Source organism: Pseudomonas sp. MAG733B, from assembly GCF_036884845.1.
Taxonomy (GTDB): Bacteria; Pseudomonadota; Gammaproteobacteria; order Pseudomonadales; family Pseudomonadaceae; genus Aquipseudomonas.
Genome location: NZ_CP145732.1, coordinates 815,030 through 838,933 on the forward strand (window position 1 = coordinate 815,030; position 23,904 = coordinate 838,933).

The window sequence follows — 23,904 nt, forward strand, 5'->3', positions numbered from 1 at the left end:
TATGCCTTAAAGATTATCGATCAGGTTCTTCAACTGTGTGCTTTGGGCTGCCATGGTCTTGACCTGGCCAGCAAAGTGGCGCTCGGACAAGTACAGGCCCTTGTTAAATTCGGCATAGAACGACTGCGACATCTGCAGGTATTCCAGCGAGTCATGCATGATCATTGCGTTACCCACCACGTGTTCGGTGGCGGTCAGCGTCAACCGGAAACTTTTCTCGATGTGGTTGTCGATAGCGATGCTCATGGCCATCGTGGTGATCAGGCCGCCGATAATGCCGCCCACCAGCGCACCGATCGGTCCACCGAGAGCGCCCACTGCAGCGCCCACCGAGCTGCCGACGACAGCTGCACCAGTCTGCAGTAAATTGTGGCCCGTTCGGGTTTCCAACTCTTCGCTTGTGATCTTGCCCGCGGCAAACAGCACCACGTTCTGCACCACATCCACGGCACATACCGCAGCAGCAGCTACACCATTGTTGGCGAAGGTGCGCTTGAACGCCGAGCCCGCGAACAGGGCAGGCAAGTTGCGTGCTGTGATGCTGACCGTCGCAGTCGCGATGCCTGCCTTCAGCGCGCTGTCACCGGCGGCGATTGCGGTGTTTTGGAGAATCTGGAAAGTCGCTTGCTCCACCGTGATTTCGCCGTCGCGGACTTGTTTGATTGACTGGAAAGTATTGATACTGCCCGCGATCACCGTAGTGATGACAGCTGCCGAACCTGCCGCGTGAAGGCTTTGTTGAACGGTGGCCTTGTTCAGGTAACCGTTTTGCATCTTTTCATGCAATTGCTTGCCTGCCTCGGTGCCGCTGCCCAGATGCTCGGCGTCCCGTTTGCCCAGAGGCGTTGACTGAACGCCCTCGACATCGAGGTTGCCCGTCGTCTTCTCGCGAACCTTTTCGGCGGCATTGGCCACTTCCGGCCGCGTTTGCTGGTTTCTCCGCATGTCTCGTTTGGCCGCTTCCTTGATCTGTTCGATCTGATCTGCAGGCCCGATGAATGCATCACTGTCCTGATACTGATGAATGCCGTCTTTGGTGGATCTGAATGCCTTCTGCGTGGCATCGCCATTCTTGAAATATTTCAATTGCGCTCCGAGCAGTTGCTCGTCGCCCTTCATGACCACGATATCGTGGGTGGTGTGATTCTTCGCTAACGGGGTGTTGGTGAAGTTGTCAGTGAAGGCGCGGACTTCCTTGTCCTTGAGGATCGCGTCCAGGTTGAATGATTCGGCGTGCCATGTCTCTGCGGCGAACCCACCTTTGATCGCGCTGTTTTGCGCGGTTCCGGCAATCTTGTCGATGATGGCGTTCGCGTGATTGATTTCGCCCAGCATGTGGCCAATCTTTTCCGACGCCTGGGTGGGCCAGATCGGGCAGAGGCTGACTGAGCTGTTCAATGCCTTTTTAGTTTGGTTGTCCATGGAGCTTCCTTGGCATCATCTATATACAGAGGGTTGATCGGCGCGCTGTCGGGCATCAGGTGCTTGTTGAGACGGCGTCGCAATAGAGGGTTCGCAAGTTGTTCAGCTTCTGGCTGATCTCATCGACCCAGACCTGTGGCGCATGGACCCGAATGTTGTCGTTGAGCCCAAAAATCCACCAAAGCGTGTCCCGGTCTAGCGACACTTGAGCGTGCAAGCGTTTCCAGCTGTGGTCAGGGAGGTCGCTGAGGCTCTGCACGCTGCTCAGCGGTGTCTCACTGAGCAGGGCGGCGATCTGCGGGTGAACGTCGGCGACCAGTTCGACCTGCGCATCGGCTTGTCGATGGTTGAAAATCCCTGTGTCGATGTAGTCGTCGACGTCGAACGTGGCGTGCAACTCCGCCACTTCATCCAGGACCCTGACCTCGCGAATGCGATGCAGGGCGAACTGGCGAAGATCGTCGTAGCCATCAACCGATGCCACCAAGTAGCTGATGGCGTGTCGGGACACCAGTCCGGCGGGGTGCAGACGGAACTGCTTGAGTTCGCTTTTGCTGCGGCTCTGATACGTCACTTCCAGTTTCCGGCGCTCCAGCAAGCCGGTTGAAACCTCACTCCAGACCTGGGGTGCAATGCTGGCAGGAAGCAAGGTTTTGCCGTTGGGAACCGTTCGGACCCGCTTTGCCCAATCCGCCAGGCCGTTGTTACCCAGATCGCCCAGAAAGTTTCGGGCGCGCCTGAATTGGGGGCCGAGTTGGTCCAGCACCGCTTGCGGGAGCAGGGTGGTCAGATGTCGTTCGGAGAGGTAGAGCGCCAGCGCTGTCGGGGTGTCCATGTCTTCCAGTTTCAGCGGCGCGTCGCGAGTGAAACTCCAGCGAAAGGGAGTTTCACTGTCGTTGCACTGCAGCGAGAAGGGAATGGACAACCGGCTCAGATCGCGCTGAACGGAGCGCAGCGTTACGGAAAAACCCTTGTCCCGGAGCTTTTCCAGCAGTGTCGATGTAGCAATGCGCTGCGGCTCCGTGGGTATCAGACGCAGCAATGCGAACAGCCGCAGCAGCGTATCCTTCGCTTGAGACATGGCAACTACCTTGTAAGCCTATTCAATGGATGGTCGCCATTTTGGCGCCAACTTAGCATCGATGCTACGAGATCGGATGGCTTAGTGCCATCTTTCTGTATTCCATAAAACTAAAGTCTAGACATGTGCAATTGTCTGCGCCTGCTCAACCGGGGGCACGCCGGCTCTGGGCATCGCGTTTGAGATCGCTGTATTCGCGATAGAACGCGTAGCCTTTCTGCAGAACGACAAATAATCCGATCACTGCAAGCAGGTTTTTCATAAGTGGTTCCTTGATTTGCAGTCATTGTCTTCAGTGGGGCGACAAGGTATGTCGCGCTCTATCTTGTTCAGGATCAGAAATTCTTCCAGACGCGCCTTGAGCACCTCTTTGTGGGTCGCCTCCCGGTATCCGAGTGGCAAGTCATGGCAAGCCGGGCAGCTTGTGGGAGGCGGTAAAACGCTCGGTCTTGAATCACAACAAGGCAAGACGGTCGTTTTCCAGAAGCATTCGGGACAGACAAAGGTGAGAGGGAGTGACATGAGCATGGCGACCACGTGCAATCTTCGGTGCTGCAAGATTGCTTTGCGGGAGCGACAGCACATGTCGCTCATCTGCAGGCGCTGAGTAGGAAAGGAAAGGAACGGAACGGACTATCTATATTGGGTCGACTTCTGCCTTTCCCATCAGGCAGAAAACGGCCAAAAGCAGCCACTCCAACAAGTGAACACTTTTTGTTTTCCGTCAGTTTGCAAAGATCAATTTTCGAGCGTTAGGCACGAATCAATCCTCTCTAACACCATCTGAAGCTTCTGTCTTAGCGATGGGAGCTCCGATGCAGTCAACGCATGCGGTCTTCCTGCCATTCCGAGAAACGCAGCTAGAGCGAGGTCAGAGTGCTTCACCAGTGCCACCAAATGGTCGCCTTTCGGGCCATTACTTCCGGCCAGCCAGTTCTTAACTGTCCGCTCATTCGCGTTCGTCCAACGCATCAATGTTTTCGTCGCCTGATGCGTCTCACCGAGCTCCTTGTGAAGGGCTTTAGCAATCTCCGCTGCATATTGCTCTGGAGCCAGAAAAGATTTGCCCGTTTTCGTGAACATTTTTCTCTCCCCGGTCTTCTACCTTCAATAGAACTATTTCGGACAACGTGGTGGCTAATCACGGCTTGATGTCGCCTTAGTAGCCGTGGGTGAGATTGAGGATGGTTGTCGATGCACAGGCTCATTGGCGCAGGTGATGCACACAATGGATCAAGCGCGACCTTGGCAGCCGCGTATGTCCGCATGTCTACCGAGCACCAGCAGTACTCGACCGAAAATCAGCTTGATGTCATTCGCATTTATGCGGCCGCCCACGCCCATGAGATCATTAAGGTCTACACGGACATGGGTAAAAGTGGCCTTCGCCTGGAGGGTCGAGATGCGCTAAAACAATTGTTCTTCGACGTGGAGAGTGGTCGCGCCGACTATTCAACAGTTCTGGTCTACGACGTCAGCCGCTGGGGCCGCTTCCAAGATCCAGACGTCAGCGCCAGCTATGAAGTGCGGTGCAGACAAGCAGGTGTCTCGGTTCAATACTGCGCGGAGCAGTTCACCAACGATGGCTCGCCAGTATCCAACATCGTCAAAAGCGTGAAGCGGATGATGGCAGGTGAATACAGCCGGGAGCTCTCGGTGAAGGTTTTCGCAGGACAATCTCGGCTCATCGAGCTTGGATATCGTCAGGGTGGGCCGGCGGGATTTGGACTCAGGCGGCAATTAATCGACAGCACCGGTTCACCCAAAAACGAACTGAGCGTAGGTGAACATAAAAGCATTCAAACAGACCGGGTAATTTTGGTACCTGGCCCACCGGGCGAAGTCGAAATTGTGTTGCACATCTACCGACTGTTCGTGGAAGAAGGCAGGAGCGAGCGCGAGATTGCCGATTGGTTAAATGCTCAAGGCGTGCTCAATGACCGTTCTAGAAAATGGTCTAGGGGCACCGTGCACCAAGTACTGATTAATGAGAAGTACGTCGGCAATAACGTGTGGAACCATAGCTCGTTCAAACTTAAACAAACGCGAACCCAAAACCCTCCTGAAGAGTGGGTTCGGGCGAATGGTGCCTTCAGCCCTATCGTCAACTTGATCCTATTTCAAGCCGCTCAGTCGATCATCCAAACGCGTTCGTATCGAATGCCCGATGAGGAGATGCTGCACGTATTGAAGGCCATCTATGAACGTCGCGGTTTTTTGTCGGGTCTTGTCATTGATGAGGCAGAAGGGTGTCCTTCAAGCAGTGCTTACCAGCATCGATTTGGAAGCTTGCTTCGCTGTTATTCCCTAATCGGTTACACACCTGCACGCAACTACCAATATATCGAAGCTAACAAAAGACTTCGCGAGATGCACCCTGTGCTGCTTCAGCACACCATTTTGAAAATAGCGGAGGTGGGTGGCGATGTAACGGTTGATCCGAACACCGGCCTCATGCTGATTAACAAGGAATTGTCAATTTCTCTCGTGTTGTGTCGCTGCCAGGTTTCAATCGCTGGCTATAAGCGCTGGAAAATTCGTTTCGACTTAGGCCTGAATCCTGACCTGACCATCGCCGTGCGAATGAAAGAACTCGAAGAAGCAGCTCAGGATTACTACATCCTGCCCACCATCGACATGGCATCCCCTCACCTACGGCTGGCGGAAAACAATCAGGCATGCCTCGAGATTTACCGGTTCGAAACATTGGACATCCTCTCGGAACTGACGCGCCGCGCTGATTATAGGAGAGTGGCATGACGGTAATTCAAACCCCTCGCAGAGCCCGGATGCATGTAGCGGAGGAGTCGACGATTCGTCTAATTCCACTGAAAGACATCCGTGTACTCAATCCCCGTGCACGCAACAAACAAGTCTTCGCCAAATTGGTCGAGAACATCTCAGCATTAGGCCTGAAGCGTCCGATAACAGTCGCACCCACAACCAATGGCTGTGAAGCGTTTGAGATAGTTTGTGGGCAAGGTCGCTTTGAGGCATTTCAAGCATTAGGTGAGCAAAAAATACCATGCATTGTTGTGAGTGCTAGCGAGGCGGATAGATACCTGATCGGTCTGGTGGAGAACCTGGCGCGCAGGAAGCATTCCAATATCGAGCTCCTGACTGCGATCCAAATTCTTTCCGAACGCGGCTACACCTGTCAGCAGATCGCCGGAAAAACTTGCCTCGACAATGGCTACATCAAAGGAATTCTAGTGTTGTTACGCCAAGGAGAGGACCGACTTATTGCTGCAGTCGAGAAAGGATGGCTGTCCATAAAACTGGCCATAGACATCGCTTGCTCTAAGGACGGTGAAGTACAACAAGCCATGATTGACGCCTATGAAAGCGGTCTACTGAAAGGCGAGCAACTGATGAAGGTTCGCCGATTGATTGACAGACGGAAAACCTTTGGCAAGCAATATGGACAAATGCAAGCAAGCACGGAGAAGACTACACCTCAGAAGCTCCTTAACACCTATCAAAAGGAAGTACGGCGCCAGAAAGTCATGATCAAAAAGTCGGACATCAACGAGCAACGGCTACTGATCATCGTTACGGCCATGCGCAAATTAATGGCCGACGATTACTTCAGCACCCTGCTTCGCAACGAAGAAATCCCTGATTTACCCAAGCCTCTCGCAGACCGGATATTTGGGGAGAATCAGTGATGTCAGAGATCAAGCAGGCTTTCGAGCAACGTGTCATTGCGATTCCAGTGGATCAAATTCTTCCATCGCGGAAGGTCGATCACCTGATGGCTGGTAGTAAAAAATATGCCAGCATTCTGAGCTCGATAAAAGAACTAGGCGTGATTGAACCTTTGGTGGTTCATCCCATACAGGTCATGGCTGGTGGGATATCTTCGTTCATGTTGTTGGATGGACACCTTCGGCTAGAAGCACTCAAGTCACTCGGTGCGACTGAGGCCCTTTGCCTGATTTCTACGGATGACGAGAGTTTTACTTACAACCGGCAAATCAACCGGCTAACGCCGATACAAGAACATAAAATGATCGTCTCTGCGTTGAAAAAGGGGATCGAAGCCTCTCGTATTGCAACAGTGCTAGGGATCAATGTTGATCGAGTCCACGCACGAGAAAATTTACTTCGGGGCATCGCGCCAGAGGCAGCGGAAATGCTTAAGGTTCGCATGGTGTCGCAGGATGTATTTCGGTGCCTTCGTCAGATGAAACCAATTCGGCAGATCGAAACGGTTGAAATGATGATCTCGGCCAATTGCTTCACCAGGAATTACGCTCAAATGGTGTTGGCAGCGTCTCGTCCTGAGATGCTGATTGAACAAAAGAAAAAGCCAACCAATGAAGTCAGTGCAGTGGACATTGCACGGATGGAGCGGGAAATGGAAAATTTGCAACACGACTATAAACAAGTCGAAGATACTTTGGGTGAAACGATGCTGGTCTTGGTTGTTGCCAAAGGGTACCTCATGCGTCTTCTTCGAAATCAAGCCATTGCTCTCTACCTGACACACCACTACGCAGAACTGCTTGAGGAGCTGGTCTCAATAATGGAGGCGGTGACATCAGATGCCCGCCAGCTAGAACGGGAATAACAATACGTCATTAAGGACTATGCTGATATTTTCCATGGAGGAATCGAGATGTCCAACGAAGACCTGCTCCCTTCCCTGCTATTCAAACTCAACGATAATCAGCTCGCTTTAGAAGCTGCAATCTTGGAGCTTTCAAACTGGGTCGAGCAACGCGGGTCAACTGATGTCGCTAACAACGTGCGCGGAGCCCTGGAAGCCATCGACAAAACGAAGAGTTCATCAAGATGACGCTTTCAGTCATGATGGCGCCTGAATGACGACGGTCAGGATTTTCTGTTGTTAGCGAATGTCTGCAATGGGTCGTTCACTGCCGGTAATGTTTGCTAAGGGGGCGGGTAAAATCCTCGCAGATAGTTGGTTAGGTCAAATGCAAATGGGTGGTCAAGTCATTCTAATTGCCCAAGCGTCAGCGGATTTGGAGAAGTGGCTCAAGCCAATGGCGAGTTCAGCTAGTCTTCCCACATCAGTTACTCAAGGATGATTCCCATGTCAGATAACTCCGAAGCCAACATAGCCACAGCAGACGCACTCACACTACTCCTGCACAACCAGCACGCCATGTGTGCGGCCATTGAGGAGGTGACCAAGTGGCTTTCTGAGAATGGTGTGGGGAGCGTTGCCTCTAACGCAATTGCGGCCATGGAAACGCTGGACCGGAATGCTCAAGACATCACAGGCGCAATCATGCGACTACGGCAGTTATAGGTATGCCTTAGCTGATACGGGCATATTCAAATTTATTTGCCCTTTCCGCTTGATAAGTGACACCCATAGTGCAACAGTATTAGTAGAACACCCTAACTGATACGTGAGGCACATCATGTTCATCCGCGCATATCTCCGAGCATCAACCGAAGAGCAAGACGCCAGCCGCGCCCAGGCCTCGCTTGAACAGTTCGCCAGCGACCATAACAAGGACATTGCGAGCGTGTATCTTGAGAATGCCAGTGGCGCCTCCGCCGACCGGCCCGAGTTGCTGCGTCTGCTTAAAGATGCGCGCAAGGGTGACGTGCTGCTGGTGGAGTCAATAGACCGGCTTTCCCGCTTGCCGGTGGAGGATTGGCAGAAGCTCAAGGCCACGATTGATTCCAAGGGACTGCGCATCGTCGCGCTCGATCTCCCGACCAGTCACCAGGGAATGCAGGACACGAAGGGCGACGAGTTCACCGGGCGGATGCTTGGCGCTATCAACTCGATGCTGGTGGAAATGATGGCAGCCATTGCCCGCAAGGATTACGAGCAACGCCGTGAGCGCCAGGCCCAGGGTATCGAGAAGGCCAAAGCTGCCGGTAAGTATCAAGGCCGGCCGATCGATGAAGGTTTGCACAAGCGCGTTACGGAACTGCTCGGTGCCGGCCTTGGCATCCGAGCAACGGCCAGGCACGCCAACTGCTCAACCACCACGGTACTCAGGATCAGGGACTTGGCCAGTGCCTGAAAGCACCAATAAAACGGCTTTGCGGTCACCTATCGCGATCTAAAAGCCAGCACTGCGCTGGCAGCTCCGATCTGTGTTGCCGATATGACAACACACCCAATGGAGTCACCCACGAGCGAATCACTCACAATTTCCAGAGCGACGAAAAGGTACCGTAATTCATCTCGCATCACGTACCTTTGACCGTCATCGACTAACCTCCATCACTGACAAGCGCTCAAATGACGGGATGTCATGGGGCGCGTTGGGCTCAGGAAGAATTTTTCTTGTCCTTCTGGATGACTCAAGCCATTGGCCGTGAGTTGGGATGACAGGCTACAGCTCGGCGGAATTTTGTTTAAGGAGGGTCGAAAGTGGACTAGGCTACCCCGCCATGCCAGCCACCCCGTTACAAATAGCTTCGCATGTAGATGAAAGTTGATTAGGAATGGAGTCCTGAATTATGAAAACCAAAGTGCGAGACGGGTTATTGCGAACTGTTTAGCTGCGATAGGTTAAGTCGACGACTAAACACGTTATGAGTCAGCAATAAACAAGGTGGTGTGAAATGGCAAATGGTAAAATTCTTCGGCAGCTGTTCAGAGCAGGCACTGCGGGCGATGCGAATGCATTTCGCCTCGCGTCAAAAGCCGTTATTGAAGAAGAGCGGCAAAAGCAGCACCATCTGCTAGCGAATGATTTGGAACAGATTCTGTACGGCGGTGAATCGAACTTACGGGCATCGGGGAGCACGCAACGTGCCCATTATGATGTCCCTGTCGATAAAGAACGCGGTCTACCGCTGCTGGATATCCGATCGCCCAAGCGCTCACTCGACGAAGTGATTCTTCCTCCGAGCAGCTCTGCGGCTTTGGAGGAAATTCTTGAGGAAAACAGACGGGCTGATGTTCTACGCAGTTATGGAATGCAGCCTGCTGGCAAGGTCATCTTCTTCGGTCCCCCTGGATGCGGGAAGACCTTGGCTGCTGAGGTCGTGGCCTTTGAGCTCGACCGACCACTTGCCATCGTCCGCTTAGATGCGCTGGTCTCCTCCTTCCTGGGCGAGACTGCCGCAAACCTTCGAAAGGTCTTCGATTTTATTGCCCAGCATCCGTTTGTGGTCCTGTTCGATGAATTCGATGCTATCGGCAAAGAACGGGACAACGGCAGTGACCATGGCGAGCTGCGCCGAGTAGTCAACGCTGTGCTTCAGATGATGGACTCATACGAAGGTAGCAGTTTGATTATCGCCGCTACGAACCATGAGAAAATCCTCGACTCGGCTATCTGGCGGCGATTTGATGAGTCCATCGAATTTCCCCTTCCAGATGAGAAACAGCTGAAAGAAATTTTGCATCTGAAGCTGCGGGGAATCCGTCGTCAATTTGAGATTGACGACAAAGAAGTATTGAAGGAGTTTAAGGGTAAGAGTGGTGCGGACGTCGAGCGCGTAATACGCCGTGCAGCGAAACGGATGATCTTGCGGGAGCAAGAATTTCTGACTATCAAGGAGCTGAAGAGCGCCCTTGCTAGGGAAGACCTCAGGAAGTCCTAAACATCAGCCCTCAGGGAAGAAACTGTGGCTACCTACAAGCACCTGAACATTGCGCGCGAGGTACTGGATAACCAGCGCCGGACGAAAAACCCTCCCCATTTCGTGACCCGCGGGGATCTTCGCGGGCATGGCCAAAAACTGAATGGCTACTTCGCAACAGCTGAAGGCCTAGCCAGAAAGCAAATCGGCTCCTCTGCCGGCTCCCCCTTCGTCCTCAAACTGAAATACGAGGGCGCACTTACGTTCGCCAACTTGTCACACCACGGGTTGGAATTCATCAGCCAAGAAGACAAACAGCTGTGCGTTGTGTTTGCGACGGAGGCTGGCTTGTCCATGTTCGCCGACCACCTGAAAAAGTTGGGTGTCTTGGGTACCAGCTTGACCTACCGCCAGATCTTGGAAGCGATCGAAGGGATCGAGGCGTGGTCCGCAGAGGATCGCAAGAGCTGGGCGCTCAAGAATATCGGCCTTCCAAGCACTCCTAGCTTTAAGCTTGACGTCGAACTTTGGCCTGTTGACGTGGCGAACCACCCCAACCGCATCCGGCTCACAACTGCTTTCGAGGGCTGGCTAGAGAGCCAGAAAATCCGAAAGCTCGACAAGATCAATCTGGACAGTCTGCTGTTGTACCGAGTTGAGGTCACCACAGACCAGGCACAATTGCTGCTAGATCATCGTGATGTGCGACTTGTAGATCTCCTTCCTGCAACTGGGATCAGCATTCGCCAGCTAAATCGCGACATCAACGAGCTCCCTCGAAACATTCCTTCCCCCGCTGCTGATGCAGCTAGGGTCTGCATTTTGGATAGCGGTATCAATGGGAGTCACCCGCTATTGAGGTCGGCAATGGCTGAGAGCGCCTCTTTTATCGATGGCGAAGGAGATGACGATGAGGTAGGCCACGGCACGGCGGTGGCCGGTGTGGCTCTATATGGCGACGTGGAGGCTTGTGACAAGTCGAATTACTGGAGGCCAGAGTTCTGGATCTACAACGGGAAGGTGATGAAGAAGTGCCCGCATACCGGAAATGCGGTCTATGACGAGCACTCGCTTGAGGCGTCCCTGACCAAGGCTGTCGAGTATTTCGTTGATCTTGGTTGCAGGATCTTCAATCTCTCGCTGGGTAACAGCCATGCACCGTATGATGGTACCCATGTCCGCGGTCTCGCCTACATCCTGGATGTTCTCTCCAGGCACCACAACGTCTTATTTGTGGTTTCGACGGGTAACTATTGTGGGTCGGATAACCCGCCAACGCCCATCAACAGCTGGCGAGACGAATACCCCGAGTATCTGGTAGCAGAACAGAGCGCTATCATTGATCCTGCACCCGCTATGACGGTATTGACAGTGGGGAGTATCTCCCGGCACAACGCCACTTACGACGCTCAGCGGTTTCCTGAAATCCAGCAACTCTCACCAGCTTCAGAAAATCAGCCTTCACCCTTCACCCGACATGGCCCCTCAGTAAAAGGCGCCTTCAAGCCGGAGCTCATCGCCGCGGGCGGTAATCTCGCAAGCCCAATGAGGCGGGCAAACGAGCAGTGGCGCCCTGATATGCATGGGCTAGGCGTCCTCACCCTCAATCACCAGGTGATAGGCAATACGCTGTTCAAAGAAGTGAGTGGTACTAGCTTCGCGGCACCATACATCACTCACTTGGCTGGACGTTTACTGAACGAGTATCCAGCCGCATCTGCCAACCTGCTTCGTGCCATGTTGGTCAATCAGGCGTATTTGCCAGATCAAGTTATCTCCACTTTCTCCGATGAGTTCAAGAAGGCCTATAAGGAGGATAAGAACACCTACAACCGCGAGGTCGCGCGAGATGTGGCGGGCTATGGCTCTGTGAGCGAAAGCGATCTCTTCAGGTCCTCCGATAACGTCGTAGTGCTGATGTCGGAAGAGAGCATTGAAAACGATTCATGTCAGTTCTACGAGCTTCCGCTTCCGTCCGATTACCTGCGCTCTGCCCGCGCGACACGGGAACTCTCCGTGACACTTGCCTATTCACCAGCGGTACGTACCACTAGGATCGATTATCTAGCTACTCAGATCAGCTATCGCTTGGTTAAGGGCACTTCGCTGGATGACGTTCAGAAGCACTTCAACCAGTTGAAGAAAGCCGAAACCGAGACGCGAAACGACGACGCGACCACCAATCGTGACATCTCTGCTCAAGCACGCAGCCGCGGTACCGTTCAGTCCTCGCGCTGGACCTTTAAGCAGCGCAAGCCAAATGAAAAATGGTATGTAGTAGTGATCCGTCAGGATCGCGAGTGGAGCCATCCTGATGTGCTGGACAAAGAGCCTTACGCGTTGGTGGTTACCGTAGCGGATCGGGAAAACGAGAGCGCAAAGCTCTACACTCAGATCCATGCTCTGATTCAGCAGCAGGTCGAAGCTAGAGAGCGACTGAGGGCTGCTACACGTTTGCAAAACAGAGGTTAAGTCTGCGGGAGCTTCTAGCCGAGGCCGGAGCTCCCCGCACTTTTTTGCAGTGGCTTCGGGGCCACCTGTTTGCATTCGACCTGCCCAGTCATTTGCATTCATTCTGATCACCGAATGCATCGGATATTCCCGGCACGCGTTGTGACCATGATAGGCAGAGAAGGGCCAAAAGCGGACACCGAGTGTCTACCGAAAACTGGGCAGCGGTGAGGCGTCGCTAGGCAATATTCATCAGGTCAGTCATTGTCATCCTCGGCGGCGCACTGGCACACCTCATCATCGTCAAAGGTCACCCAATCGGCACTATCGTCACCGATACCAGAGAGGTCTTCGGTCCATTCAATAGGCTCGGAGGGTAAACCGCAGTCCAGGCAAATCGTCGGGATGTACATGGGAAGCTCCAGATTAGATAGAGCCTCGAATATTCCTGTCACGACGCTTCAAACGATACGGTTGTAGTAGCGGCTGGATTCGACAAAGCGCTTGCCGATGTCCTTCAGGGCCAAGTACCAGTCCCCGTTTTTGATTTGCGCTTTGCTGGAGTCGTTGATCCGGACAGATCGGCCAAGATTGTTGCCGTCATAGATCCAATCGTTTTTTTTGAGCTGGTTAGCAGGGATGCGCCGAACCAAGTACTGCCCTTCGTCGTCCTCCATGGTAATCAATACAGGCTCGTCACAAGCCTTGCAGGTCCAAGTCTTTTCATTGATGTCATCGTCAAGGTCTAGCTCATACAGCTTGCAGGTGTCGCAGTCGTAGCGTTGGTCCCAGTTGGTGGAGAGGATCGGCGGACGGGAAGGGGAACGTGGGGCCATGAAGTCATCCTTGGTTTTTATAGTGATAACGGTTTTTATCACACTTATTTGATTCATAACCTTTTGAGGACAGATCGAGGCGCCCTCTTCCTTTTCGACCTGGCTGCTACTAATATCAGTGAGGTTACTAAATTTACTAAATTTACTAAAATCGAAGAGAAGATCAGCCACATGAAAATCCCGACGCACCTGAAGCACAAGCCTGTTCTGGAAGTAGCTAATTACGACCAAATCGATGGCCCCTTTGCTAAGGGCACTGATGCGAAAGGCCTATCCATCGGATTGGCTCAGTGGAATGAACCAGGCTGCACGGAAATTTCGGCCAAGGTGTGGCGCAACACCGGCGAAAAATGGTCGCGCCAGTCCGAAGAGCTGCCCCTGCACCGGGCAATCGACTTGACCACGCTGATTTGCACTGCCATTCGGTACACCGAAAATGGCAATGAGCTAGCATCAACCGATGATTTCCCCATCACCTTTTCAACCGACAACGGAGAGAGGAAAAGATATTTGGAGATCATGAAGAAAGAGGTGGCCGCCAATAAAGCGCATCTGGACGTGAGTCTGGATCGCTTGGTGATTGCCTTAAAGAAGCTAGGAAAAATTTAAAGTCGCCCCACTATAAAAGCAGGGGCGACTTTGCGTTTTTATTTCAGCCAGTGAGCGACAGTCGCAGCGGTAATCCCGCTGATGATGCTTGCAGAAATCGTGGTGATGATGAAAACGGATTGGGGGTAGAGGGAGAGGAAACTTTCCAAAGGGATGACTCATTCGTGTGAGTACTTTTTAATTTTGTTAAGCAATACCTGTCAAGCCGTTCCTCCTCCCCCTGCAATACCGTGCACAAAGCCCGCCCATGCGGGCTTTTTTGCGTCCACCAGGCGTCGGCCTAGGGGCAAGCCCGATCCAGGGAAGGTGTTTTTTTGGCCACAATGGGGTTCATCCAGCATACCAACCGTATAGAAGCACCTTCGGCGATCTTAGGCGTGGCTTGGGTGAGATTTTTTTAACCTAGTCATCAGCAAATGCCCCGTACCGACCCAGCCGGACACTGACTTCAGCTACGTGCCGTGGGCATGTCGGTTAAAAGGAAAAGTCATGGAATTTCATTTAGCAGAAGCGAACATTCATCCCATAGTTTGCGATCTAGCTCATATCGCTGTGTGACCTGACGTGGCGTGTTGTAGCCGCCTGAAGAGCCTTGGCCGATGGGACAAGCACCGTAGTGAAGCAAGTGACAGTTCAGCAGTACTCGTTCGGCGCTTTTCGTTGTTCGGCCATCAGTGACCCGGAATATCCTGAGGTGAAGTGCTACACCCGAGTGGTAATAGACCGAGAGAGTGTGATTGATGAGCGTGCTCAGACCTTCAGTCAGGCTACTAGAAATGTGGTGCCCAAATCGCTTCCCAGCCCCAGTCCCGCGTTGCGTTTCGCCTATATAGACGACTCGACCTCCTGTGCGCGGGTAGGGAATCTCTTGGCTTGAGTCGGTTAGGGAATAGATGTACACGAGCTGCGCATGACTGCCCATGTCGGCGTGTTTGGAGAGCGCCTGGAGTGCCTTCCTATCATTTGCTGTGTTTCGCTCGATTTTCTTGGAGTAGATTTCGTCAAGCATATGCGCTCTAAAACTCAGGTTAAGGGCGGTGGAATGCGGTCCCCGTGACAGTGAGCGCAACGAATGACTTCAACCGCATAAGAGGCGGCTAATGGTCAGTTGTAGTCACTCCGGAGTCATCATCACGAGTGTTATCTTGATGAACTCTTCATTTTTGTCGATGGCTTGTAGTACGCGGCGCACGTTGTCGGTGACCTCAGCGAGCCACGCTGTTCGACCCAGTTCGGAAGCTCCATTATGGCGGCTTCGAGGGCGAGTTGGTGAATAGCAGGGAGGGCAGCAAATCTGAGTTTGGCGTTGTGTTTTCCTCCACGAAGAGGAAAAAGTAGCAGGATGTTAGCCGGGTGAGTCAGAGGCGATCCTTTCGGCGTAAACCAAGCACAGGTTGTTACCCGGCGGTGCGGCGACGCCAGGGTCAAAAATGGGTGTCACCAACGTCAATCACTTAAGAAGCTGTGACCAAAGCTGTGACTAATTCGGGAATAAAACCCCAGAAACAAAAAAGGCCCACCTTTCGGTGAGCCTAAGTTGTTGATCTATATGGTGCCGGCACCAGGAATCGAACCCGGGACCTACTGATTACAAGTCAGTTGCTCTACCATCTGAGCTATACCGGCGTGTCAGGGCGACGATTATAGCGATTGGAGAGGTTCTGTAAACCCCTGAATTCTGACTATTTTTGGATTGGCTTCCATCATCGATGTCGGGCGCTCCATAGGGGTAATCGAGCGCTGGAAAATCCAGGTCGAAAACCTGCGACCGGCATGTCACGACTTCCCCGCATTTTCTGCACAAGCACCTCTATTTCGGCAGTTATGTCCTTTTGATCGGATGCTTATGCACAACGGGATTTGCATTGCACGGGCTATATGACCAATTTGTGGATCCGTTCTCATCAGCACGCAAATCACTGTTTTACGGGTTTTTTATTCAAGTGTACGAAAACTGAACAGTATCGTTTCACCCCTGAAACAGCTGTAAATATTGGATCCACGATATTTTCATCAACAGAGTTATCCACAGGCAGCAGTGCTTTATGCGCGTTCTGCCAACAGCAGGAAATTGCGCGGCGTGAGCGGGGTTTCGCAGAAGGTGCCGAGACGAACTTCGTAGCCTTGATCACGCAGGAAAAGCGCCCGATCAAGCACCAGCCAAAGCTCCAGCGGGCGTCGGAAAAGTCCACGCAGCAGCTCCAGATTGCGCACATGTGCCAAGCGCTGCCAGCCGGCGGCTTCCCGGGCTGGCCAATCCTGCTGGCAGATTGTGGATAACTCTTTGAGTGCGGCCAAATGATGGCAGTAGTCGGCAAACGATTTATCGAGCCAGGCGCTCGGTAAGGAAGGGCTGGGCAGATACTCGTCAACGCCACGCAGCTCTCGCTGCAACAGGTCGAATCCCAGGCGCCGGGCCATGGATGTGTCTCGTTGTCGTCGCACGCGAGCGCCAGCGGTGACGGTTTCACTCATCGGTAGCGCGAGATCGTCGAGGGACAGTTGTAGGTCGGAACCCTGTGCCGCCGAGGACATTGGCGAGTACTGGGTCAGACTGATCCGGTTGTAGCAGCAAGGGGCGATGGCGAGTTGTTTGCAGCCTGCGGCACTGGCGAGCCGGATCAGTTGCACATGCAGATCGCCGCAGGCGTGCAGTGCAACGGGCGTATGTTCTGACTTAAGTAACGAAGCCGTGTTGGCCGCGAGTACATCCTGTTCGACATGCAGCGCATGCAAATGATGACGCTGGCTGAGCGCCTGGCCACTGGCAACCAGCGTTGGGTCGTATTCCAGGCAGGTCAGTTGTTGCCCTGTTTGCAGCAGACGTCGGCCCAGGTGACCTTTGCCCGAACACCAATCCAGCCAATGCCTTGGCGCTTCGGCAAACTGCAAGCGACTGGCGAAGGCTTCGATCTGCTGCCACTTGCGGCCCGGAACATCGACGTTCAGTCGATGACCCGCGGCTTCCAGTGCATGAACGGGCAATTCATCCACAGCGCTCAGGGCAAGGGACATCTGCGCCAGGGTCGCAAATGGCTCTGGCGCATCAAGCAGGCAAGGTTGGTTATGACTGTTTTCCGCATCCTCCAGCGAGCGCCCGCGTAGCCAACCGGCCAACTCGGGGTAGGAGGTTTCCCAGGGAAGATGCAGATAAGTGAACGGCCGCGGCTTCCACAGCGCCTCATACTCTGTCAGAAAAGCATCCAGCGCGGTGAAGCGGGCGAGCAGGTCCTCGCCCGTCAGCACGTGGGAATCAACGCCCTTGGCAGGCATCGACGCGCAACCAGCGCTCCAGCAGCTTGAAGCCGCGCACCAGCACATAAGCCATCAGCAGGTAGAACATGCCGGCGGCGAAGAAGATCTCCACGGGCAGGTAGGTCCGGGCAATGATGGTGCGGGCCATGCCGGTCAGTTCCAGCAAGGTCACGGTGCTGGCCAGGGCGCTGGCCTTGAGCATCAGGATCACTTCGTTGCTGTAGGCCGGCAGGCCGATGCGCGCCGCGCGGGGCAGAATGATGTAGAACAGCGCTTTGGGTTTGGACATGCCCAAGGCTCGCGCTGCTTCGATCTCGCCCGGTGGAATCGCTTGAATGGCGCCACGCAGGATCTCGGCGATGTAGGCCGCGGTGTGCAGGGTCATGGTCGCCGTGGCGCACCAGAACGGATCGCGCAGGTACGGCCACATCGAGCTGTTACGGATCACGTCGAACTGCGCCAGGCCGTAGTAGACCAGGAACAGCTGAACCAGCAACGGCGTGCCACGGAAAAAGAAGATGTAGCCGTAGGGAAATGCCCGCACCCACCACAGGCGCGACGAGCGAGCGATGCCCAGCGGGATTGCCAGCAGCAGGCCGGCGATAACGGCAATGGCGACAAGCTCCAGGGTCAGGGTCGCGCCCTGGGCCAGTTTCGGCAGCCACTTGATGATGACTTCCCAGTTCATTGGGTGCTCCTCGCGAAGCCGCGAGCGGCGCGTTTTTCCAGCAAGTGCATGCCGGTCATGGCTAGAACGGTCAGGCCCAGATACATGAACGCGGCCACCATATAGAAGGTGAACGGCTGCTTGGACACGGTCACGCCGATTTGCGCGTGACGCATGATTTCTTCCAGGCCGATCACCGACACCAGCGCGGTGTCTTTCATCAGGATCATGAACAGGTTGCCCAGGCCGGGCAGGGCGATACGCCACATCTGCGGCATGATCAACCTGGTGAAGATGCGCCACTTCGAGAGGCCCAGGGCCACGCCGGCCTCACGATGGCCTTTGGGAATGGCGAGGATCGCGCCACGAAACACTTCCGTGGCGTAGGCGCCGAAGCACAGGCCGAGCGCAATCACGCCAGCGGCGAAGGCGTTGAGTTCCAGGTCGGGATTGCCGAAGAACTCACCCAGGGCACGCATCAGGTTGACCGTACCGAAGTAGATCAACAGTACCCAGAGCAATTCCGGGATGCCGCGCACCAGGGTCGAATAAGTGCCGCCAAGCCATTGCAGCGGCTTGTACGGGGAAGTCTTGGCCAAGGCGCCGAGCAGACCGAGCACCAGCCCCAGGCACAAGGCCGAGAGTGCCAGTTTCACAGTCATCAGCGCGCCAGCGGCGAGCGCCGGGCCGAATCCGTAGAGGTCGATAATCATGGATTTCTTTTCAAATCGCGGCAGGCAAGGCCGAGAACCGGCGCCCTCAGGCGCCGGCCAGGCAGGTCAGTATCAATAGATGCTGAACGGGAAGTACTTGTCGTTGATCTTCTTGTAGGTGCCGTCAGCAACGATTTCTTTCAGCGCGACGTTCAGCTTCTCGCGGATAGGATCGTTTTTACGAACGGCGATACCGATCTTGTCGCTTTCTTCTACCGGGTCACCCTTGAATTCATAGGATTTGCCGGCGTCGCTTTTCAGCCACTCATAGTTGACGTACTTGTCGGCCAGGATGCCGTCCAGGCGACCGGAAGTCAGGTCGAGGTAGGCGTTTTCCTGGGTGTCGTAGAGCTTGATGGTGATGTCGTCACCAATGTTGTCTTCCAGCCAGGTACCCGCCAGGGTTGCGCGCTGGGCGCCGATCACTTTGCCTTTCAGGGAAGCCTTGTCGGTTTTGAAGTCGACGGTCTTCGGCGCAATGAATTGCAGCTTGTTGGAGTAGTACGGTTCGGTGAAGTCCACCGCTTGCTTGCGCTCGTCGGTGATCGACATCGAGGAAATCAGGAAGTCGAACTTCTTGGCGTTCAGGGCGGGGATGATGCCGTCCCAGTCGGACGTGACCACGGTGCACTCGACTTTCATCTTGGCGCACAGGGCATCGCCGATTTCCTTGTCGAAGCCGACGACATTGCCACTGGCATCTTTGTTGTTGAACGGCGGGTAAGCCGCTTCGATGCCCATCTTCAGGGTTTCGGCCATGGCACCGGCGCTGAACGCCAGGGTGACGGCGGCAGCCAGGAAGACCTTTTTGTAGTTCTGCATGTGGGTAGCTCCGTTAGCGGTTGCTGGACATGAATTGTTTGCAGCGCGCCGAAAGCGGGTTTTCAAACACCTGCTGTGGCGATCCTTGCTCTTCTACCAGGCCCTGGTGGAGGAACACCACTTCGCTGGAAACCTGACGGGCAAAGCCCATTTCATGGGTGACCAGCAGCATGGTGCGGCCTTCTTCGGCCAGTGCGCGGATGACATTAAGTACTTCCTGGACCATTTCCGGGTCAAGCGCCGAGGTTGGCTCGTCGAACAGGATGACCTTGGGCTGCATGGCCAGGGTGCGGGCGATGGCCGCGCGTTGTTGCTGACCTCCGGACAACTGCGCCGGGTAAGCGTGGCGCTTGTCGGCGATGCCGACCTTGGCCAGCAAGGCTTCGGCGACTTCGATGGCTTCTGCCTTGCTCTGGCCGAGCACGCGGCGCGGGGCTTCGATGATGTTGTCGAGCACGCTCATGTGCGGCCACAGATTAAAGTTTTGAAACACAAAACCAATCTCGCTGCGCAGGCGGTTGATCTGCTTACCGTCGGCAGCAACCAGTTCGCCGTTCTTGGCGGCCTTGAGCTTGAGTTCTTCGCCGGCCACCAGGATCTGGCCCTGATGCGGGTTTTCCAGCAGGTTGATGCAACGCAGGAACGTGGACTTGCCGGAGCCGGAGGAGCCGAGGATCGAGATCACGTCGCCGTCGCGGGCGGTCAGCGAGATGCCTTTTAGCACCTCCAGCGAGCCGTAGCGTTTGTGCAAGTTGCGGATTTCAAGCGCGGGCGTGGCCTCAGCCATGTGCGTTCCTCATTGTGTATTCGCTCCTGCTGTTGGTGGCCTTCCTGGCGAGGCGGCCAACCTAGCATAGCGTTTCAAAGGCAGCCAACAGCGCTACGGGCAGTAAACGGGTGGCATGTGGCAGGTTGTCGCATCGGCACAGCAGACTGTCGCCCCATCAACAACCGAACAGCCGTTTGAACCCTGCTTTCAGGTAAAGCGCGGTGGCTGTCGCGTAAAAAAGGGCGCGATGTTGCCAGCTTTGGCGGGGGGTGTGAAGCGCTAACCGGCCAAACGTTGCTGATCTGCACTTTTATTGTGCATTGAGCCATTAACGGGTGTGTTTCCGGAGTGCTGTTTCGTCTTTTAAGTGAGTCGCAGGGTAACGTTCTGGCAAAGTGCTATTACTTTCAATGACTTGCGATGACTGTCCGGTCAGGTCCAAGTCGCCGGGATAGAGGGTTTTGAAACATTTTGGCGTAATTATTGCGTGCAGATTCCGGAACGCCCCGTTGGTTTCTTTTTACAGAAGGGAATTCTCGGCGGGATGCATGCATTCGCTTTTCCTTACAAAGGTAGTTTCAATGAGCAGTACCCAAAGCTCTAACGGCCTCGAACAGGGGCTTAAACCGCGTCATGTGACCATGCTGTCGATCGCCGGGGTTATCGGCGCCGGCCTGTTCGTTGGCTCGGGCCACGCCATCGCTGCAGCAGGCCCGGCCGTGCTGTTGGCCTACGCGGCCGCCGGTATGCTGGTGGTGTTGGTGATGCGCATGCTCGGTGAAATGGCTGTTGCTTCGCCGGACACAGGTTCCTTCTCTACTTACGCCGATCGCGCGATCGGTCACTGGGCCGGTTTCACCATCGGCTGGTTGTACTGGTGGTTCTGGGTTCTGGTGATCCCGCTGGAGGCCAACGCCGCCGCGACTATCCTGCACGCCTGGTTCCCGGGTGTGGACATCTGGGCCTTCGCGCTGGTCATCACGATGCTGCTGACCGTGACCAACCTGTTTAGCGTGAAGAACTACGGCGAGTTCGAATTCTGGTTCGCTCTGATCAAAGTATTGGCGATTATCGGTTTTATTATTCTTGGCTTGGCAGCGATTTTCGGCTTCCTGCCGAACAGTCAGGTCAGCGGCGTTTCACACCTGTTCGACACCCAAGGTTTCCTGCCGAACGGCATGGGCGCGGTGCTGGGTGCCATTCTGACCACCATGTTCTCGTTCATGGGTACCGAGATCGTGACCATTGCGGCCGCGGAATCGAAAGACCCAGGCAAGCAAATCTCCAAGGCCACCAATTCGGTGATCTGGCGGATCGGTTTGTTTTACCTCGTATCGATCTTCATCGTTGTGGCCCTGGTGCCATGGAATGACCCGATTCTGGCCAGCGTCGGTTCCTACCAGACCGTGCTTGATCGCATGGGCATCCCGAACGCCAAGATGATCGTCGATATTGTGGTGCTGGTTGCTGTGACCAGCTGCCTGAACTCGGCGCTCTACACGTCGTCGCGCATGCTGTTCTCCCTGGGCAAACGCGGTGATGCACCGGCGATGTCCACGCGCACCAATAAAAGCGGCACGCCGTACTGGGCCGTGATGTTGTCCACTGGCGCGGCGTTCCTGGCCACATTCGCCAACTACGTGGCCCCGGCTGCGGTGTTCGAGTTCCTGCTGGCCAGCTCCGGCGCCATTGCGCTGCTGGTGTATCTGGTGATCGCGATCTCGCAACTGCGCATGCGCAAACAGCGTATGGCTCGCGGTGAAAAAATCGTCTTCAGCATGTGGCTGTTCCCGGGCCTGACCTACGCGGTGATTGTTTTCATCGTCGCGGCCCTGACCATCATGCTGTTCCAGGATGCGCATCGCGTGGAAATCCTCGCGACCGGCCTGCTCAGTGCTCTGGTGGTTGCCGCCGGTTTGCTGGTGGCTCGCCGTCGTCGCAACGAAAATGTGATCGCAGCAACCGCTCGCTAAGCGTTGTTGAGACACCGAAACGACCGCCATCAGCAATGATCGCGGTCGTTTTCATTCGCGTAGACGAGTGCGGTTCAGCAGGAACTGACCCAGTCTTCTACGCGTAATCCCGGCACTCGCTCAAACTCCTTCATGTTGTTTGTCACAACAATGAACCCGCGTGAGCGTGCGTGGCCGGCGATCATGTGGTCATAGGGGCCGATGGGTGTTCCGTTTTTTGCCAGTTCGGATCGAATCATTCCGGTGTGTGCGGCGGCTTCATAGTCGAAAGGCAAAATCTCAAGACGAGCGGAAAATCCCTCGATGACGGCCAGATTTTTTTCCGGAGCCGCTGATTTTTCGGCGCCGTAGATCAATTCCATCAGCGTGACGGCGCTGATGCACAGTTGGCCGTGATGGCGATTGAACGCCTCGCGCACGACTTGTGGTTTGTTCTTGATAGTGAAAATGCAGATGTTGGTATCGAGCATGTATTTGAGCATCAGAAGGACTCACGCTCCTGATCTGCGGGTTGCTCGCGGTCGGACATGAAGTCTGCGGTGACGTTGTCACCGTCGAACCAGCTATCCCAGGTCTCGCCAGCAGGGGTGATGATACGAGCTCTGCCAACGGCTATGACGTCGACTCGCTTCACATCGCTAGGCATCGCCACGGCTTTGGGCAGGCGGACAGCCTGGCTTCGATTGCTCATGAAAAGAGTGGTTTGTTCCATGTTGACCTCCTGCGCTTGTGTTGGCGTTATTCGCCCAAGAATAGGTTGTAGGCGGGATATGTCAATGGGATATACGTTGTGCTGGACGAAGTGTAGTGAACATTCATGCCGCTCAATAAAACGGCCGCTGTCAGTGATGACGAGCGGCCGTTTTTATTCGAGCTGTAACGCTTACTCGGCTTTTTCTTCCGGCGCATCCAGAGACTGGGTGTAGACGTCCAGGGCATCGCCGAAATCGGTGATGAACTGCGGCCCGCTGAGCCAGGCCTGGGCGGTTTCTCGGTCCATGCCATCGGCCCACATACGGTAATCGATCAGCATGTCGGCGGCCAGATGGGTGGCGGCCATGCCTTCGTCGTCGGCGTTTTCCATGTCCAGCAGTTCTGGATGGTCGATGATGATAAAGGCGAGGTTCGTCAGCAAGACCGAGAGCATTTCGCTGCGGCTGACGGCTTCCGCGTCGCGCATTTTGCTGAACATCGCCAGGGTGTACTCAGGGATCGGCTCGCCGAAATCGGGCAGATCCTGATCTACAATCGATTTTCTGCCGACCATGCGGATCTGCTTGGCTTTGGCTTTTGCACGCTTGGCGCGTTTCTGTTGCTTGTTCAGGGAGGCCATGGGAACTCAGTTCGGTTTCTGTTGGTTTTGGGCTGCGATGACTTCGGACGCCGTTACGTAGTCAGTCTGGAAGGCCGGGGACTCGATCCACGCCAGGGCGCTGGCTTCATCCGCTTCGGTAGACCATTGGCGATACTCGATCAGTGCAGCGATGATGAAGTCTGTCGCTGTTTCTTCGCCCTCCTGCTCCAGCACCAGTGCGAGCAGCGGGTGTTCAAGAAAGGCTGCACACATTGCTTGTTGGCTGATCTTTTCCGCATCGATCATTTCTTTGAACAGGTCGGTCAGGTCCACCGATTCGAAATCGATGCGATCGTCGTTCGGGTCCAGTTCGACCGGCGCGGCGGCGCGTTGGGTGCGGTTCTGCTTGGCCTTGGCCTTGGCGCGGGAGGCGCGTTTTTGCTGCTTGTTGGCGGAGGCCATGGTCGTCGTTCCGTTATTCGTTGAAA

Annotated in this window: 23 protein-coding genes, 1 tRNA gene and 2 pseudogenes; 10 read left to right on the forward strand and 16 right to left on the reverse strand. The window is 54.7% G+C overall.

All coding sequences use genetic code 11. The features are described 5' to 3' along the window. Positions 1 to 6: 6 nt before the first annotated feature. The 3 genes from V6Z53_RS03760 to V6Z53_RS03770 form a co-directional block, all read right to left on the reverse strand. Positions 7 to 1,422, reverse strand: a complete 1,416-nt coding sequence (locus V6Z53_RS03760) for a hypothetical protein (RefSeq protein WP_338584214.1) — start codon at positions 1,420 to 1,422, stop codon at positions 7 to 9. A 55-nt stretch (positions 1,423 to 1,477) separates the two neighbouring features. Next, positions 1,478 to 2,503 carry a WYL domain-containing protein gene (locus tag V6Z53_RS03765; RefSeq protein ID WP_338584215.1) on the reverse strand — a complete coding sequence of 342 codons (1,026 nt, stop codon included), beginning with the start codon at positions 2,501 to 2,503 and terminating at the stop codon, positions 1,478 to 1,480. 738 nt (positions 2,504 to 3,241) lie between these two features. After that, positions 3,242 to 3,586, reverse strand: coding sequence for a hypothetical protein (locus tag V6Z53_RS03770; RefSeq protein ID WP_338584216.1), 345 nt, complete (start codon positions 3,584 to 3,586; stop codon positions 3,242 to 3,244). Positions 3,587 to 3,769: 183 nt separating this feature from the next. Between V6Z53_RS03770 and V6Z53_RS03775 the strand changes: the two genes are divergently transcribed. The 8 genes and pseudogenes from V6Z53_RS03775 to V6Z53_RS03810 all read left to right on the forward strand — a co-directional run bounded on the left by V6Z53_RS03775 (position 3,770) and on the right by V6Z53_RS03810 (position 12,499). After that, a complete protein-coding gene (locus V6Z53_RS03775; protein WP_338586445.1) occupies positions 3,770 to 5,263 on the forward strand; it encodes a recombinase family protein in 1,494 nt (497 codons plus the stop codon). Further along, on the forward strand, positions 5,260 to 6,171 hold the full coding sequence (locus V6Z53_RS03780; RefSeq protein ID WP_338584217.1) for a ParB/RepB/Spo0J family partition protein: 912 nt from the start codon (positions 5,260 to 5,262) through the stop codon (positions 6,169 to 6,171). Before V6Z53_RS03775 ends, V6Z53_RS03780 begins: the two co-directional genes overlap by 4 nt. After that, entirely contained in the window at positions 6,171 to 7,076 is a 906-nt protein-coding gene (locus tag V6Z53_RS03785; RefSeq protein ID WP_338584218.1) for a plasmid partitioning protein RepB C-terminal domain-containing protein, read from the forward strand. Before V6Z53_RS03780 ends, V6Z53_RS03785 begins: the two co-directional genes overlap by 1 nt. A gap of 48 nt (positions 7,077 to 7,124) precedes the next feature. Continuing rightward, positions 7,125 to 7,333 (forward strand): annotated as a pseudogene (locus V6Z53_RS03790) (hypothetical protein). A gap of 229 nt (positions 7,334 to 7,562) precedes the next feature. After that, positions 7,563 to 7,781, forward strand: a complete 219-nt coding sequence (locus V6Z53_RS03795) for a hypothetical protein (protein WP_338584219.1) — start codon at positions 7,563 to 7,565, stop codon at positions 7,779 to 7,781. Between the two features lie 115 nt (positions 7,782 to 7,896). After that, positions 7,897 to 8,514 (forward strand): recombinase family protein, encoded by a 618-nt coding sequence (locus V6Z53_RS03800; protein WP_338584220.1) that lies wholly within the window; start codon positions 7,897 to 7,899, stop codon positions 8,512 to 8,514. Positions 8,515 to 9,061: 547 nt separating this feature from the next. Next, complete coding sequence (locus V6Z53_RS03805) at positions 9,062 to 10,048, forward strand: ATP-binding protein (RefSeq protein WP_338584221.1); 987 nt, start codon at positions 9,062 to 9,064, stop codon at positions 10,046 to 10,048. A 24-nt stretch (positions 10,049 to 10,072) separates the two neighbouring features. After that, positions 10,073 to 12,499: a S8 family peptidase gene (locus V6Z53_RS03810; protein WP_338584222.1), complete on the forward strand. Its 2,427-nt coding sequence runs from the start codon at positions 10,073 to 10,075 to the stop codon at positions 12,497 to 12,499. Positions 12,500 to 12,735: 236 nt separating this feature from the next. Here the strand turns inward: V6Z53_RS03810 and V6Z53_RS03815 are convergent, their stop codons facing one another. Further along, positions 12,736 to 12,891 carry a hypothetical protein gene (locus tag V6Z53_RS03815; RefSeq protein ID WP_338584223.1) on the reverse strand — a complete coding sequence of 52 codons (156 nt, stop codon included), beginning with the start codon at positions 12,889 to 12,891 and terminating at the stop codon, positions 12,736 to 12,738. A 48-nt stretch (positions 12,892 to 12,939) separates the two neighbouring features. Further along, on the reverse strand, positions 12,940 to 13,485 hold the full coding sequence (locus tag V6Z53_RS03820) for a hypothetical protein (protein WP_338584224.1): 546 nt from the start codon (positions 13,483 to 13,485) through the stop codon (positions 12,940 to 12,942). Between V6Z53_RS03820 and V6Z53_RS03825 the strand changes: the two genes are divergently transcribed. Further along, positions 13,486 to 13,923, forward strand: a complete 438-nt coding sequence (locus V6Z53_RS03825) for a DUF6530 family protein (protein WP_338584225.1) — start codon at positions 13,486 to 13,488, stop codon at positions 13,921 to 13,923. 1,114 nt (positions 13,924 to 15,037) lie between these two features. On the opposite strand, the pseudogene V6Z53_RS03830 reads toward V6Z53_RS03825, so the two are convergent. From V6Z53_RS03830 to V6Z53_RS03860, 7 genes and pseudogenes are all read right to left on the reverse strand, one after another. Next, positions 15,038 to 15,245: pseudogene (locus tag V6Z53_RS03830) on the reverse strand (hypothetical protein). 228 nt (positions 15,246 to 15,473) lie between these two features. Continuing rightward, positions 15,474 to 15,549: transfer RNA gene (locus tag V6Z53_RS03835), tRNA-Thr, on the reverse strand. A gap of 417 nt (positions 15,550 to 15,966) precedes the next feature. Further along, positions 15,967 to 17,196 carry a methyltransferase gene (locus V6Z53_RS03840; RefSeq protein WP_338584226.1) on the reverse strand — a complete coding sequence of 410 codons (1,230 nt, stop codon included), beginning with the start codon at positions 17,194 to 17,196 and terminating at the stop codon, positions 15,967 to 15,969. Next, complete coding sequence (locus tag V6Z53_RS03845) at positions 17,177 to 17,866, reverse strand: ABC transporter permease (protein WP_095192339.1); 690 nt, start codon at positions 17,864 to 17,866, stop codon at positions 17,177 to 17,179. Before V6Z53_RS03845 ends, V6Z53_RS03840 begins: the two co-directional genes overlap by 20 nt. After that, complete coding sequence (locus V6Z53_RS03850; RefSeq protein ID WP_338584227.1) at positions 17,863 to 18,558, reverse strand: ABC transporter permease; 696 nt, start codon at positions 18,556 to 18,558, stop codon at positions 17,863 to 17,865. Before V6Z53_RS03850 ends, V6Z53_RS03845 begins: the two co-directional genes overlap by 4 nt. A gap of 72 nt (positions 18,559 to 18,630) precedes the next feature. Next, positions 18,631 to 19,380 carry an ABC transporter substrate-binding protein gene (locus V6Z53_RS03855; RefSeq protein WP_338584228.1) on the reverse strand — a complete coding sequence of 250 codons (750 nt, stop codon included), beginning with the start codon at positions 19,378 to 19,380 and terminating at the stop codon, positions 18,631 to 18,633. 13 nt (positions 19,381 to 19,393) lie between these two features. Beyond that, on the reverse strand, positions 19,394 to 20,167 hold the full coding sequence (locus V6Z53_RS03860; RefSeq protein WP_007972784.1) for an ABC transporter ATP-binding protein: 774 nt from the start codon (positions 20,165 to 20,167) through the stop codon (positions 19,394 to 19,396). Between the two features lie 563 nt (positions 20,168 to 20,730). On the opposite strand from V6Z53_RS03860, the gene gabP reads away from it, so the two are divergent. After that, positions 20,731 to 22,122, forward strand: a complete 1,392-nt coding sequence (gene gabP / locus V6Z53_RS03865) for a GABA permease (RefSeq protein WP_338584229.1) — start codon at positions 20,731 to 20,733, stop codon at positions 22,120 to 22,122. Positions 22,123 to 22,196: 74 nt separating this feature from the next. Here the strand turns inward: gabP and vapC are convergent, their stop codons facing one another. The 4 genes from vapC to V6Z53_RS03885 all read right to left on the reverse strand — a co-directional run bounded on the left by vapC (position 22,197) and on the right by V6Z53_RS03885 (position 23,878). After that, positions 22,197 to 22,604, reverse strand: coding sequence for a tRNA(fMet)-specific endonuclease VapC (gene vapC, locus V6Z53_RS03870; protein WP_338584230.1), 408 nt, complete (start codon positions 22,602 to 22,604; stop codon positions 22,197 to 22,199). After that, on the reverse strand, positions 22,604 to 22,834 hold the full coding sequence (vapB, locus tag V6Z53_RS03875) for a type II toxin-antitoxin system VapB family antitoxin (RefSeq protein ID WP_338584231.1): 231 nt from the start codon (positions 22,832 to 22,834) through the stop codon (positions 22,604 to 22,606). The genes vapC and vapB overlap by 1 nt, the downstream gene beginning before the upstream one ends. A gap of 171 nt (positions 22,835 to 23,005) precedes the next feature. Continuing rightward, positions 23,006 to 23,455, reverse strand: coding sequence for a hypothetical protein (locus tag V6Z53_RS03880; RefSeq protein WP_338584232.1), 450 nt, complete (start codon positions 23,453 to 23,455; stop codon positions 23,006 to 23,008). A 6-nt stretch (positions 23,456 to 23,461) separates the two neighbouring features. Next, on the reverse strand, positions 23,462 to 23,878 hold the full coding sequence (locus V6Z53_RS03885; RefSeq protein WP_338584233.1) for a hypothetical protein: 417 nt from the start codon (positions 23,876 to 23,878) through the stop codon (positions 23,462 to 23,464). Between the last annotated feature and the right edge of the window lie 26 nt (positions 23,879 to 23,904).

What these genes read in the sequence shown, in the direction of transcription:
- V6Z53_RS03760 (WP_338584214.1), bottom strand. Translation starts at nt 1,422, where the DNA reads ATGGACAACCAAACTAAAAAGGCATTGAACAGCTCAGTCAGCCTCTGC.
- V6Z53_RS03765 (WP_338584215.1), bottom strand. Translation starts at nt 2,503, where the DNA reads ATGTCTCAAGCGAAGGATACGCTGCTGCGGCTGTTCGCATTGCTGCGT.
- V6Z53_RS03770 (WP_338584216.1), bottom strand. Translation starts at nt 3,586, where the DNA reads ATGTTCACGAAAACGGGCAAATCTTTTCTGGCTCCAGAGCAATATGCA.
- V6Z53_RS03775 (WP_338586445.1), top strand. Translation starts at nt 3,770, where the DNA reads ATGTCTACCGAGCACCAGCAGTACTCGACCGAAAATCAGCTTGATGTC.
- V6Z53_RS03780 (WP_338584217.1), top strand. Translation starts at nt 5,260, where the DNA reads ATGACGGTAATTCAAACCCCTCGCAGAGCCCGGATGCATGTAGCGGAG.
- V6Z53_RS03785 (WP_338584218.1), top strand. Translation starts at nt 6,171, where the DNA reads ATGTCAGAGATCAAGCAGGCTTTCGAGCAACGTGTCATTGCGATTCCA.
- V6Z53_RS03795 (WP_338584219.1), top strand. Translation starts at nt 7,563, where the DNA reads ATGTCAGATAACTCCGAAGCCAACATAGCCACAGCAGACGCACTCACA.
- V6Z53_RS03800 (WP_338584220.1), top strand. Translation starts at nt 7,897, where the DNA reads ATGTTCATCCGCGCATATCTCCGAGCATCAACCGAAGAGCAAGACGCC.
- V6Z53_RS03805 (WP_338584221.1), top strand. Translation starts at nt 9,062, where the DNA reads ATGGCAAATGGTAAAATTCTTCGGCAGCTGTTCAGAGCAGGCACTGCG.
- V6Z53_RS03815 (WP_338584223.1), bottom strand. Translation starts at nt 12,891, where the DNA reads ATGTACATCCCGACGATTTGCCTGGACTGCGGTTTACCCTCCGAGCCT.
- V6Z53_RS03825 (WP_338584225.1), top strand. Translation starts at nt 13,486, where the DNA reads ATGAAAATCCCGACGCACCTGAAGCACAAGCCTGTTCTGGAAGTAGCT.
- V6Z53_RS03840 (WP_338584226.1), bottom strand. Translation starts at nt 17,196, where the DNA reads ATGCCTGCCAAGGGCGTTGATTCCCACGTGCTGACGGGCGAGGACCTG.
- V6Z53_RS03845 (WP_095192339.1), bottom strand. Translation starts at nt 17,866, where the DNA reads ATGAACTGGGAAGTCATCATCAAGTGGCTGCCGAAACTGGCCCAGGGC.
- V6Z53_RS03850 (WP_338584227.1), bottom strand. Translation starts at nt 18,558, where the DNA reads ATGATTATCGACCTCTACGGATTCGGCCCGGCGCTCGCCGCTGGCGCG.
- V6Z53_RS03855 (WP_338584228.1), bottom strand. Translation starts at nt 19,380, where the DNA reads ATGCAGAACTACAAAAAGGTCTTCCTGGCTGCCGCCGTCACCCTGGCG.
- V6Z53_RS03860 (WP_007972784.1), bottom strand. Translation starts at nt 20,167, where the DNA reads ATGGCTGAGGCCACGCCCGCGCTTGAAATCCGCAACTTGCACAAACGC.
- gabP (WP_338584229.1), top strand. Translation starts at nt 20,731, where the DNA reads ATGAGCAGTACCCAAAGCTCTAACGGCCTCGAACAGGGGCTTAAACCG.
- vapC (WP_338584230.1), bottom strand. Translation starts at nt 22,604, where the DNA reads ATGCTCAAATACATGCTCGATACCAACATCTGCATTTTCACTATCAAG.
- vapB (WP_338584231.1), bottom strand. Translation starts at nt 22,834, where the DNA reads ATGGAACAAACCACTCTTTTCATGAGCAATCGAAGCCAGGCTGTCCGC.
- V6Z53_RS03880 (WP_338584232.1), bottom strand. Translation starts at nt 23,455, where the DNA reads ATGGCCTCCCTGAACAAGCAACAGAAACGCGCCAAGCGTGCAAAAGCC.
- V6Z53_RS03885 (WP_338584233.1), bottom strand. Translation starts at nt 23,878, where the DNA reads ATGGCCTCCGCCAACAAGCAGCAAAAACGCGCCTCCCGCGCCAAGGCC.